This is a genomic window from Micromonospora sp. RTGN7 (assembly GCF_033804645.1).
Classification (GTDB): Bacteria; Actinomycetota; Actinomycetes; order Mycobacteriales; family Micromonosporaceae; genus Micromonospora.
Genome location: NZ_JAPZLF010000007.1, coordinates 183,962 through 196,242 on the forward strand (window position 1 = coordinate 183,962; position 12,281 = coordinate 196,242).

Genomic DNA, 12,281 nt, shown 5'->3' on the forward strand with positions numbered 1-12,281 from the left:
GTCCCACCGCCCCCCACCGCCCCCCACCCCACCCCGCCCCACCCCACCTGCCCCACCCCCGCCCCACCGCCCCGTGCTGCTGAGGCACTCCGGGGCCTCGCGATCTTGCGGTTGCGGCCCCGACAAATGCCGCATTACGCCCTTCTGGTGGGCCCAAAGTGCAAGATCGGCGGGGCGAGGGCGAGGGCGAGGGCGAGGCCGGGGTCGGGGCCGGGGCCGGGGGCGAGGGCGGGGCCGGGGCCGGGGCCGGGGCCGGGGGCGGGGGCGGGGGCGGGGCCGGGGGCAGGGCAGGGCAGGGCAGGGCGGGGCGGGGCGGGGCGGGGCGGGGCGGGGCGGGGCGAGGCAGGGCGGGGCGGGGCGAGGCAGGACGAGGGCGGGGCGAGGGCGGGTCTGGGGGCCGGCCGGGGTAGGCGCGGGGCCGGGGTGCCGCCGGGGCCGGGGGCGGGCCGGGGGCGGGTGGGTCGGGGTGGAGCGAGGGCTGGGGTGAGTGGTCCCAGGGGCTGCCCGCTGGCAGCAGAAGGCGGGGGCCAAAGAGCCCCCGCCTTCTGCTCTGTTGCAGTGGTTAGCGGCCTGGTGTGAGGCGGTCGGTGCCCATTCGGTCGCGGAGCACCTCCGGCACCAGCACCGAGCCGTCAGGCTGCTGGAACTGCTCCAGGATCGCCGGGAACAGCCGGCTGGTGGCCAGTGCCGAGCCGTTGAGGGTGTGTACGAACCGGCTCTGCTTGCCGCCCGGCTCCCGGTACCGGATCGCCGCCCGGCGGGCCTGGTAGTCGCCGGCCCAGGAGACCGACGACACCTCCTTGTACTTGCCGGTGCTCGGCATCCACACCTCGATGTCGAGGGTCTTCTTCATCCCCGCGCTGGCGTCGCCGGCCGACAGCAGGCTGCGCTGGTAGTGCAGGCCCAGCCCCTCCACCAGGCTTTCCGCTTGGGCTAGCATCTCCTCCAGCGCCGCGTCCGCCTGCTCCGGCAGGGTGAACTGGAAGATCTCCACCTTGTTGAACTGGTGGCCCCGCACGGTGCCCCGCTCGTCCGAGTGCGACCCGGCCGACTCGCGCCGGTAGCAGGGGGTGTACGCGAAGGTCTTCAGCGGCAGCTTCGTCGTGTCCAGGATCTCGTCCTGATACGTGCCCAGCAGCGCCGTCTCCGCCGTGGGCAGCAGGAACTGCCCGCGCGGGGCGGACTCCCGGTCCAGGTGGTAGACGTCGTCGTAGAACTTGGGGAACTGCCCGGCCGCGAACCCGACGCTGTCCAGCAGCAGGTGCGGCGGGAGGAGGAACTCGTACCCGGCCGCGATGTGCCGGTCGATGAACCAGTTGATCAGCGCCCACTCCAGCCGCGCGCCCAGCCCCGTGTAGATCCAGAAGCCGGAGCCGCCGAGCTTGACGCCCCGCTCGTAGTCGACCAGGCCCAGCGACCGGGACAGCTCGACGTGGTCGCGGACCTTCTCGATGGTCGGCGGCTGCCCGAAGGTCTTCACGACCCGGTTGGCCTCCTTGCCGCCGGCGACCACGTCGTCGGCGGGCAGGTTGGGCAGCTCGCTCATCTGGTCGCGGAGCTGGGACTGCACCTCGTCGAGCTGGGACTCCAGCTCGGCGAGCTGCTTGCGCTCCGCCTCCGGCGCCACGGACTCCGGCGCGGTGCCGGCCCGCTTCGCCACCGCGTACGCCCGGGCCTCCGCCTTGCGGCGCTGCCGCTCGGCGTCGATGGCCGTGATGAGGGCGCGGCGCTCCTGGTCGAGCCGCTGGATCTCGTCCAGCGCCCGGTTGACCTCGGCGGGATCCAGTCGCTTCGCCAGCGCGGTCGCCACCGCCTCGCGATCCTTCCGGATCAACTCCATGTCGAGCATGCTGCTCCGTACGCCTCCATCCGGGGGTCAGGTAAGACCCACAGATGCTACCGTCGCCGCCCCCTACGACCGGTCCCGGCGTCCGCCGCCATCCTTCGGGTGCGTTTGTCGTCGCCCGGGCAACAACAAACGCACCCGAAGTCGCGCCGGCCGGCCAGGCCCCTCGGCCGGCGGCGGCCCTCCCAGGTTCCTCGGCCGGCGGCGGCCCTTCCAGGCCCCTCGGTCAGAGGCGGATCGGCATCAGGAGCGAGAACGCATCGGCGTCGTCGGGGCGACGCACGGCCAGCGGCGCGATGGGGCCGTCCAGTTCCAGCACGAGCTGACCCCCACCCGCCGCGTCCAGGGCGTCGAGCAGGTACCGCCCGTTGACCCCGACCCGCACCGCGCCCGGGTCGGCGGGTGCCTCGCCGTCGAGGACCCGCAGCCCGCCCGCGTCGTCGAGGCCCAGCACCGTCACGGGCATGTCGATGCCCTCGTGCCGGACCAGGGCCGGCGTCGCGCCCGCGAGTGCCACGCGCAGCGCCGGCACGTCCACCTCGATCCGATACGTGGGCCCGTCCGCGCCGGGCCCGCGCAGCAGCCGCCCGTAGTCCGGGGAGTCGTACGGCAGGACGGTGTCGGAGACCTCGTCGTCGGCGACGGAGACGGAGACGCTCGCTCCGTCCAGCCGCAGCAGCGCCTCGGGGGCGTCGGTGTCCAGCAGCGCGCGGATCCGGTCCACGAGGGCCACCGGGGCGAGCGCCCGCGTTCCGGGCCCGTCGACCCGGCCGGGAACCCAGGACACCGCCAGCCGGTACCGGTCGGTGGCGATGAGGCGTACGCCGTCGTTGTCCGCGTCGAAGAGGACCGCCGACAGCATCGGTAGGGCGGGATCGGCGCCGACCGCGAAGCGGACCGCGTCGAGCGCGGCGGCGAGGTCGACGCGGGATAGAACGAGACGAGTGGTCATGGGGTTCTCCTCGGGATCGATCAGGGCTCGGACCCGGGAGAGCTCGCGGCGGGCATCGGCGAGGCCGTCCTCCAGCCGGCGCAGGTGTCCGTCGAGCAGCCGGCCGACCATGGCCGGCTCGGCGCGGTGCCGCACGGCGGCGGCGATCTCCGCCAGCGGCATCCCGACCCGACGCAGCCCCGCCACCAGGCGGGCCGGGGCAACCTGGTCGTCGGCGTACCAGCGGTAACCGGTCGACGGGTCGACCAGGGCCGGCACCAGCACCCCGGAGCGGTCGTAGAACCGCAGGGCGCTGATCGTCAGCCCGCTGACCCGGGCCAGCTCGCCGATGCTGCGCAATTCGCTCTCCACACCGAGGATCCTGTTGCCTCGACCTGGTCGAGGGTCAAGCCCGACGGTGGCGGAGCCGGTTTCGCCGTCAGCCGGACTCGCCGTCAGCCGGGCGGTTAGGAAGGGGCCCTTCCTATACCGAAAGCGTTAACAGGGTGCCCTTCCTTACTCCTTGAGCACGCGGAAGGTGAGGCCGGCCTGCTGGAGGCGCTCCAGCAGGGCGTCGCCCATCGCGGTCACCGGGGTCACCTGGCCCGAGGTGGCCGGGAGGCCGTCGTCCAGGGCCAGGCAGAGCGCGGACTCGGCGAGCATCTTGGCGGTCTCGTCGTACCCGGGGTCGCCGCCGGAGACCTCGGTGAGCACCCGTTGGCCCCCGCCGGAGCCGATGAACCGCACCCGGAACCAGGATTTCGCCCGCTGCTGCGGGGTCGGCCCCTGACCGGAGGCGAGCCGGCCGAGCAGCCAGCGCCGGGTCGGCGGGAGCTTCACGAGCCCGACCAGGCCACCGAGCCCGGCCGCGCCGAGGACGATCGTGGGCAGCCGCTTCACGGCGGCGAAGTGCCGGTAGCGGAAGTCCGGGCCGTACTCCGGGCGGGCCGCCGCCGACCGGCGGACCACCTGCGGGTCGATGGTCGGCAACGGCACCACCCACATGCCGATCTCCTTCGACCGGCCCACCTTCCCGGGCACCGCCCGGACCCGTCGGCCCTCCGGCCGGGGCTCGACCGCGCGGCGCTGCTGCACGGCCCGGCTGGCCTCGGCGGTACGCGAGAACGCCGTGAGCGCCGAATGGTACGTCCCGGCGGAGAACTTCCCGCCCGCCCGGACGAACCCGTCCACGGTGATCGGCGTGTCCGCCGGGAGCTGCTTGACGGTGAACCAGACGCCCAGGTCGTGCGGGATCGAGTCGAAGCCGCAGGCGTGCACGAGCCGCGCCCCGGTGCGTACCGCCTCGGCGTGGTGGCGCACGTACATCGTGTCGACGAACTCCGGCTCGCCGGTGATGTCGAGGTAGTCGGTGCCCGCGCGGGCGCACGCGGCGACCAGCGGCTCGCCGTGGTGCACGTACGGCCCGACCGTGCTGGCCACCACCCGGGCGGCCTCGGCGACCCGGCGCAGCGACTCCGGGTCGGTGACGTCGGCGGTGAGCAGCGGCAGCTCGGCCAGCGCCGGGTCGATGTCGGTCAGCCGGCCCCGGACGGCAGCCAGCTTCGCCGGGTTGCGCCCGGCGAGCGCCCAGCGCAGCCCCTCCGGCGCGTGCCGGGCAAGGTATTCGGCGGTGAGCCCCCCGGTGAATCCGGTGGCCCCGAACAGAACGACGTCGTACGCCCGGTCCTCACGCATCCTGTGAGTGTTGCACCCGGCCCGCCAACCCGCTCAGGACCCGGCCCGCCAACCCGCCCAGGAGCCGGCCGCCAACGGTTCCGGGGCGGGTCAGGGCGTGAAGACCGCGCGGAGGCAGCCGTCGGCCCGGTCCCGGAAGAGGTCGTAGCCGTGCGCCCCCTGCTCCAGGGGAAGGCGGTGGGTGGCCAGGTGGGCGGTGCTGATCTCGCCGCGGGCCATCCGTTCCAGCAGCATCGGGATCCACCGCTGCCCGTGCTGGCGGGAGCTGCGCACGGTCAGCCCCTTGTGCATCACCGCGCCGAGCGGGAACGTGTCGACGAACCCGGTGAACGTGCCGAGCACGACGACCGTGCCGCCCTTTCGGCAGGCGTGCACCGCCTCGCGTACGGCGATCGGTCGGTCCGGGGGTGTGGCGGTCCGCCCGGCGGTGACGAACAGGTCGGCCAGCGACCGGGGCCCGGTGCCGTCCCAGGCCATCCCGACCGCCTCCACGCAGACGTCCGGGCCTCGCCCGCCGCTGCGTTCCCGCAGCTCGGCGGCGACATCGGTGGCCTCGTAGTCGAGGGTCTCCGCGCCGACGTGCCGCTCGGCCGATCGCAGCCGGTCGAGGTGCCGGTCGATCACCACCACCCGGGACGCGCCGTGCAGCAGGGCGGCCTGCGCGGCCATCTGGCCCACCGCCCCCGCCCCCCAGACCGCCACCACGTCCCCGGGGCGTACCTCGCCCAGTTCGGCGCCGAGCCAGCCGGTCGGCACCGCGTCGGACGCGAAGACGGCCCGGTCGTCGTCGACTGCGTCGGGCACGGCGAACGCCCCGACGTCGGCGTACGGCACCCGGACGTACTCGGCGTGGCCGCCGGCGAAGCCCCCGACCGCCCGGGGGTGGCCGAAGCAGCCGACGGTGGGTTGCCCCCACGCCTCCTCGGCCACCGCCGGGCCGGTGCTGCCGTTGTCGCAGCAGCCGTAGCGGCCCTGCCGGCAGAACCAGCAGCTCCCGCAGGCCACGGTGGCGCAGACCACCACCCGGTCGCCGACCCGGTGCCGGCGTACCCGAGGGCCCACCTCGACCACGTCGCCGAGGAACTCGTGGCCGAGTACGTCGCCGACCGACAGGTACGGTGCCCGGCCGCCGAGCAGCGGCAGGTCCTCCCCGCAGGTGGCGCTGCGCCGTACCCGGACGATGGCGTCGGCCGCGTTGCGCAGCTCCGGGTCGGGGACCTGGCGCACCGCGAGGCCGTCCTCCCCGAGCCAGCACAGCGCCCTCATCCGTGACCCGGCCGGTCCAGCGGTGAGCGGTCCGCGCGGAGCAGCTCACCGGTCTCGGCGAGCTGCTTGACCTGCCGCAGCGTCTCCCGGATCAGCAGCCCCGGATCGTCACCGACCAGGTGGGCGGCCATCCCGGTCAGCGGCCGGCCGCAGGCCGGTCGGGCGGCCAGTTCCGTGCCGCGCCCACCGGGCGCCGGGCGCACCGCGACCTCCACCCCGTCACCGAGGCGGTGCAGTGGCTCGGGTCGAGGCCCGTCCGGCAGCACCCGATCCGGAGGCCGGTCGACCGTCACCACCTGCCAGCGGCCCGGTCGGGCGCGGGCGTCTGCCGCATGGGGTCGGCCCGCCCGCCCGGGTACGCGCACCCCCCGCGCCGCCACCCCGGCCCTCGTGCCGGCCACCGCCACCACCCCGGCCCTCGTGCCGGCCACCATCGCCCCGGCGGTACGGGCCAGCGCCCGTGCACCCCGCGTCGTGCGCCCCATCCCGTCCCCACCCGCCCCTCGTCGTCGTCATCCGGGCCCTCGTGGGCTTCCGGCCCGGCCCTCGTGGGCTTCCGGCCCGGCCCTCGCGGGCGGCCGGTCACGCGCGGCCGACCGCCCGCGTGCCACCACGGTCGCCGCTGCCCGGGTGAAGCGGGCTCCCCCCGAAGGGGTGAACCGGCCAAGGCCGGGTAACCGCCCGCCACGCGACCTGGGGAAGTGGACGCGTCCGTGGGGGTGGGGACCGGATGCCGCAGGACGACTGGGACGGCACGGCCGTGGCGGTGCCGGGAACCGCTGTCACCGTGACGAACGCGAAGGGCGCCGTGGACGCGGCCCCGGGCTTCCGCGCCGCGAGTGGCGGGGCGACCGGGCCGGCTCCGCTGCTGGCGTCCCGCCTGGTACCCGCCCCGCTGGCCGAACCGGTGCTGGTCCGGCCTCGGCTGCTGCGTCGGCTCGACGAGGGGACCGCCGGAGCGGTCACCCTGGTCTCCGCCCCGGCGGGCTGGGGCAAGACCACCCTCCTGGGCTCCTGGGCCCGCGCCGTCGAGCCGGCCCCGGCGTGGGTGTCGGTCGAGGCGGGCGACACGGGGGCGCGGCTCTGGTCGTACCTGGTGGCGGCGTTGCGCGACCCTGCGACGGCGCTGCGCGATCCGGGGCAGCCGCAGCCCCCCGGACCGCCGACGCCCGACGCGCCGCCCCGCCCGGACCAGTTGGAACTGCTGGCCGCGGCGCTCGCCGCGCGGGAACGCCCGGTGCTGCTCGTCCTGGACGACCTGCACAGGATCACCGACCCGGCGGCGCTGACCGGGCTGGAGTTCCTGCTGCGCCACGCCGGGCACCGGCTGCGCCTGCTGGTCGGCGCACGCACCGACCTGCCGCCGGGGCTGCACCGGCTGCGGCTGTCCGGGGAGCTGACCACCGTCGGCCCCGACGAGCTGGCCTTCACCGACGACGAGGTGGCGGACCTGCTCACCGCGCACGGCGTGCGCCTGCCGGCGGCCGTGGTGCCCCGGCTGCGGGAGCGCACCGGTGGCTGGCCGGCCGGGCTGCGATTCGCCGCGCTGGCCGTCCGGGACCGGCCCGACCCGGTCCGCTGGGTGGAGCAGTTCGGTGGTGACCAGCCGGACGTGGCCGGCTACCTGCGCGAGGAGGTGCTCGATCCGCTCGACGAGGCGGCCCGGGACTGCCTGCGCCGGGGTGCCGTGGCGGACGTCTTCCGGGCCGACCTGGTCGACGCGCTCACCGGCCGCTCCGACGCCGAACCGGTGCTCGCCGCGTTGGCCACGACCGGGGGCTTCGTGCGCCGAGACGACAACGGGCCACCCTGGTACCGCTGCCATCCGCTCCTGGCCGACCTGCTCCGCACGGAGTTGGCCGGGCTGACCGCCGAGGAGCGGCGCGAGCTGCACCTGCGGGCCGCCGGCTGGTACACCGGCCACGGTCGGCCCGCCGAGGCGCTGCGGCACGCCCTCGCCGCCGGTCACTGGGATCGGGCCGCCGAGCTGCTGGTCACCTGCTGGCCGGAGCTGATCCCGTACGACCGGGAGGGCTTCGGCGGGCCGCAGCCGGCCGCGCCGCCGGAGGAGGCGGTCCGGCGGGACCCGGAGCTGGGCCTTGCCGCCGCCGCCGAGCGGGCCCACGCCGGCGACCCGGACGCCGCCGCCGGGCAGCTGCGCCGGGCCGCCGGGCACGCCGGTTCGCTGCCGGTGCCGCGCCGGGACCGGTTCCGGCGGCTGGCCACCGCGCTGGAGCTCACCCTCGCCCGGCTGGCCGGCGACCACGACGAGGTACGCCGGGCGGCGGGCCGGCTGCTTGCCACGCGTACCCCCGAGGGGTCGGCGGACGACCCGCGGACCCCCGGGGCCGTCGACGACGCGGACGTGCGGGCGACGGCCGGGGCGGCGCTCGGCCTGGCCGCGCTGGCCGACGGCGACCTGCGCGCCGCGGCGGCCGAGTTCGGGCCGGCGCTGGTGGCGGCCCGGGAGGCCGGTAGACCCCGCACCGAGCTGCTCTGCGCGAGCCGGTCCGCCCTGCTGCATGCGGCGCTGGGCGAGCTGCGGGCGGCCGAGCGGGTCGCCCGGGAGGCGCTTGACCTGCCGTCCTGTCAGGGCTGGTCCTGCCGCGTCGATTGCGGGCACGGCTACCTGGCGCTGGCCCTGGTGGCGCTGCACCGGGACCTGCCCGACGAGGCGGAGGCACACCTGGCGCTGGCCGCCCCGGCCACCGGCGATGACCCGGACGACGCCGGGCCGGCGGCGGCGCTGGGCGCGCTGTGTCGGGCGCAGCTGCTGCGCGACCGGGGCGACCCCGCCGCCGGGCTGCGCCTGCTCGCGACGGCGCGGGAAGCGCTCGCCGGGGCGGGCCGGGACGGCGCGCGGGACGGGCATGCCGGGGCGGGGCGGGGTGGCGGACGGGACGGGCGTGCGGGGGCGGGCCGGGACGGCGCGCGGGAGCTTGCGGACTGGTTGTCGGCGGCGGAGGCGGATCTGCGGGCCGCCCACGGTGACCTCGGCACGGCCCGGGAGTTGCTCGCCGCCGGGTCGCGCCCGCCCGGGGAGGGGGCAGCGGCGCCGGCGGTGGCGCTGGCCCGCATCGAGCTGCGCGCCGGGGACCCGCGGGCCGCCGGGTACGCCCTGCCGGACTGGGACGGCCCCGAGGCCGCTGCCTGGCCGCTGCCCGTACGCCTCGACGCGGGGGTGCTCGACGCGGTGCTGGCCTGGCGGGCCGGCGACGAGCGGCGGGCCGGGCGGCTGCTGGAGCGGGCGCTGGAGCTGGCCGAACCGGACGGGCACCGGCGGGTCTTCACCCGGGCCGAGCCGGGGGCGCGGGACCTGCTCGCCGCGCACCTGGACTCCGGCACGGCGCACTGGCCGACGGTCAGCGACCTGCTCCGCGCCCAGGAGCCGACCGGCCGGTCGGGCCCGGCGGCGGGGCGGGTGCCGGAGGAGCCGCTCACCGAGCGGGAGCTGACCATCCTGCGGTACCTGCAGAGCATCCTGTCCAACGTGGAGATCGCCGGCGAGCTGTCGCTGTCGGTCAACACGGTCAAGACGCATGTGCGCAACATCTACCGCAAACTGGACGCGACCCGCCGCCGGGAGGCCGTCCGGCGGGCCCGGGAGCTGCGCCTGATCTGATCCTCCCGGGGCGGGCCGGTCGGCCGTCTCGAACCCGACCAGGGGTGCGGGCCGCTACGGACGCCGAGTCGCAGGTCACCATCAGGCGGTGGCGGCCTCGTCGACGGCGGCGAGCAGTTCGGGCAGGGAGTACCCGCCCTCGTACCGGAGGTCGTCGAGGAAGAGCGTCGGCACGCCGTCGACGCCGCTACGGATGCCCCCGACGAAGTCCCGCCGGACCCGGTCGGCGTGCGCCTGCCGCGCCAGTTCGCCGCCCACCTCGTCGGCGGGCAGTCCGAGCTGCTCCACTCCGAGCGACAGGTGCACCGGGTCGAGCTGGTCCTGGTGCTCGTACAGCCAGTCGTGCATCTGCCAGAACCGGTCCCGTCGCGCCGCCGCCTCGGCGACCTCGGCGGCGCTCTCGGCGTACGGGTGGACGTTGGCGATCGGGAAGTGCCGGTACACCAGCCGGACCACGTCGGCCCGCTGGCGCAGCAGCTCGGCGAGGTTCGCGTACGCCGCGCCGCAGTACCGGCACTGGAAGTCCCCGTACTCGACGAGGGTCACCGGGGCGTCCACCGGCCCCCGAGCGTGGTCGGCCTCGGTCACCGGCACCCGCAGCTTGGCGGTGACCTGCAACGGCGTCGTCATCGGGCCACCACGGCGAGTCGGCTGTCCTGGTCGGTGCGGGTGGTCGTCGCGGTGGACATCGCTGCTTCCTCCACGGTGTCTGCGGTCGGTTCGGCGGCGGCACCCATCGCCCCACCGGCCCCGATCCTGCCGCCCGACCGGGTGAACCGGACCCACCCCGGCCGGGTGAGGGCCCCCCGCCCCCGGGGCGTCGGTCTTCCCGGGGCGTCGACAACTCCCGTCCGGTCCGGCACCATCTGTGGACGGCGTCACCGATGGCAGCGGGGAGTAAGCGATGAGTGAGGTCCGCGAGGTGGTACCGGCGGCCGTCGGGCATCCGGGCCCCGGGCGGGGCCGGGCGGTGGCCGCCCGGCTGGTCGGTCTCGCGCGGCACGAGTGGAGCCTCGCGGTGTTCGGCTCGCTGCTGCTCGCCGCCGTGCTGACCTGGCCGACGCTGGCCGATCTGAGCGGCACCATCCCGCAGGACACCGGCGACCCGACCCTCCAGGCGTGGCAGGTCGCCTGGGGCGGACACGCCCTGCTCACCGACCCCACCCAGCTCTGGCACTCGAACACGTTCTGGCCGGAGCCGTACACCTACGCGTACTCGGACACCCTGCTCGGCTACGCCCCGTTCGGGATGATCGGGCACGGGCCGGTCGCCGCCGTGGTCCGCTACAACCTGCTGTACGTGCTGGTGCACGCCCTGGCCTTCGTCGGGGCGTACGCGCTGTCCCGGCAGCTCGGCGCGGGCCGGGCGGGCGCCGCGGTGGCCGGGGCGTCCTTCGCGTACGCCCCGTGGAAGCTGGCCCAGGCCGGGCACCTGCACGTGCTCAGCATCGGCGGGATCGCGCTGGCACTGGCCATGCTGGCCCGGGGCCACGGGTGGTCGCTGCGGCACGGCTACCGCCCGGACCGGGTTCGGCCGGGCTGGGCGGCCGGTGGGTGGCTGGTCGCCGCCTGGCAGGTAAGCCTCGGTTTCGGCATCGGCCTGCCCTTCGCGTACGCGCTGGGGCTGCTCTGCCTCGGCGCGGCCGGCGGGTACGGCTGGTCGTGGTGGCGGCGCCGCCGGCCGGCGTTCCCCCGTCGGCTGCTGTTGGCCGACCTGGCCGGCGGCGTCTTCTTCGCCGGGGTGACCCTGCTGATGGCCGCGCCCTACTTCGAGGTGGTGGCCCGGCACCCGGCCGGCCGGCGGACGGTCGAGCAGATCGCGATGTTCTCCCCGCCGGTGCGCGGCTTTTTCACCGCGCCGCCGGAGTCCTGGCTGTGGGGGGAGCGGCACGCCGTCGCCCGGGCCACCCTGGGCTTCGCCGGGGAGATGACGCTGCTGCCCGGGATGGTGCTGATCGGGCTCGCCACCGCCGGGCTGTTCCTCTCGGCGTGGCGGCTGCGGCACCGGCTGGCCCTGGCGGCCGGGGTGCTGGTCAGCGCGGCGCTGGCGGCCGGCACCACGCTCTTCGGCGACGGCGACCCCGGCTACGTCACCCTGGTGGAGCACGTGCCCGGCTGGGACGGCGTGCGCACCCCGGGGCGGCTCGTGCTCTGGACCACGCTGCTGTTGGGCATCCTCGCCGCCGGTGCGCTGACCGTCCGCGAACCGAAGCCGGATCCCCGGGCGGACCGGGAGCCCGGGGCGGACCGGGAGCCCGGGGCGGATCTGGAGCCCGGGGCGGATCTGGAGCCCGGGGCGGGTCGGGGGACCGGGGTGGCGGCCGACGGCCGGTGGCGGCGCTGGGCCGGGCTGGTGCTCGTCCTGCCGGTGCTGCTGGTGCTCGCCGAGGGGGTCAACCGGACCCCGCATGTGCCCGCCCCCGGGCAGCCGGCGGCGCTGCACGGGCTGCGCGGCCCGGCACTGGTGCTGCCCAGCGACGGCACCCGGGAGTTCCACGTGATGCTCTGGTCCACCGACGGCTTCCCGAAGGTGGTCAACGGGCTGGCCTCGTTCACCCCGGCCAGCCAGCAGGAGATCCGGGGGGCGAGCGGGGGCTTCCCGGACGCCGCGTCGGTGGCGTACCTGCGGGGGATCGGGGTGCGCACGGTGGTGCTGCTGCCGGCGTACGCGGCCGGCACCCCGTGGGCCGACGCGGCGGCCCGGCCGGTGGACGGGCTCGGCATCCGGCGGGAGACGGTCGGCGACGGGCTCGTCTACCACCTCGACTGAACCGCGCCGCGATGCCGCGGGCGCTCGAAGCGCGCAGCGGCTCCGGCGAGCATCACCGCGAGGCGAACCGGTCCCGCCCTCGGAGCCCCTCGCCCCGGCGGACCGCCCCCGGCTTCGGGTGGGCGGCGTGGGGGGACACCCCCCCCCCGCG

8 protein-coding genes are annotated in these 12,281 nt (G+C 76.5%); 2 read left to right on the plus strand and 6 right to left on the minus strand.

The window, feature by feature from the left end:
- Positions 1–562 precede the first annotated feature (562 nt).
- The 5 genes from serS to SNR22_RS12905 all read right to left on the minus strand — a co-directional run bounded on the left by serS (position 563) and on the right by SNR22_RS12905 (position 6,172).
- The gene (gene serS / locus SNR22_RS12885; RefSeq protein ID WP_320066759.1) at positions 563–1,849 is read right to left on the minus strand and encodes a serine--tRNA ligase; all 1,287 of its coding nucleotides are present in this window, start codon (positions 1,847–1,849) and stop codon (positions 563–565) included.
- Between the two features lie 223 nt (positions 1,850–2,072).
- Positions 2,073–3,137, minus strand: a complete 1,065-nt coding sequence (locus SNR22_RS12890) for a MerR family transcriptional regulator (protein ID WP_320066901.1) — start codon at positions 3,135–3,137, stop codon at positions 2,073–2,075.
- Between the two features lie 156 nt (positions 3,138–3,293).
- The gene (locus SNR22_RS12895) at positions 3,294–4,472 is read right to left on the minus strand and encodes a saccharopine dehydrogenase family protein (protein ID WP_320066760.1); all 1,179 of its coding nucleotides are present in this window, start codon (positions 4,470–4,472) and stop codon (positions 3,294–3,296) included.
- A 90-nt stretch (positions 4,473–4,562) separates the two neighbouring features.
- Positions 4,563–5,738 carry a zinc-dependent alcohol dehydrogenase gene (locus SNR22_RS12900; protein WP_320066761.1) on the minus strand — a complete coding sequence of 392 codons (1,176 nt, stop codon included), beginning with the start codon at positions 5,736–5,738 and terminating at the stop codon, positions 4,563–4,565.
- Positions 5,735–6,172: a hypothetical protein gene (locus tag SNR22_RS12905; RefSeq protein WP_320066902.1), complete on the minus strand. Its 438-nt coding sequence runs from the start codon at positions 6,170–6,172 to the stop codon at positions 5,735–5,737. The genes SNR22_RS12900 and SNR22_RS12905 overlap by 4 nt, the downstream gene beginning before the upstream one ends.
- Positions 6,173–6,468: 296 nt before the next feature.
- Between SNR22_RS12905 and SNR22_RS12910 the strand changes: the two genes are divergently transcribed.
- The gene (locus SNR22_RS12910) at positions 6,469–9,360 is read left to right on the plus strand and encodes a LuxR C-terminal-related transcriptional regulator (protein WP_320066762.1); all 2,892 of its coding nucleotides are present in this window, start codon (positions 6,469–6,471) and stop codon (positions 9,358–9,360) included.
- Positions 9,361–9,441: 81 nt separating this feature from the next.
- Here SNR22_RS12910 and SNR22_RS12915 read toward each other — a convergent pair whose 3' ends face one another.
- Complete coding sequence (locus tag SNR22_RS12915) at positions 9,442–9,990, minus strand: DsbA family protein (RefSeq protein WP_320066763.1); 549 nt, start codon at positions 9,988–9,990, stop codon at positions 9,442–9,444.
- Positions 9,991–10,264: 274 nt separating this feature from the next.
- On the opposite strand from SNR22_RS12915, the gene SNR22_RS12920 reads away from it, so the two are divergent.
- Positions 10,265–12,130, plus strand: a complete 1,866-nt coding sequence (locus tag SNR22_RS12920) for a hypothetical protein (RefSeq protein WP_320066764.1) — start codon at positions 10,265–10,267, stop codon at positions 12,128–12,130.
- Positions 12,131–12,281: the final 151 nt, after the last annotated feature.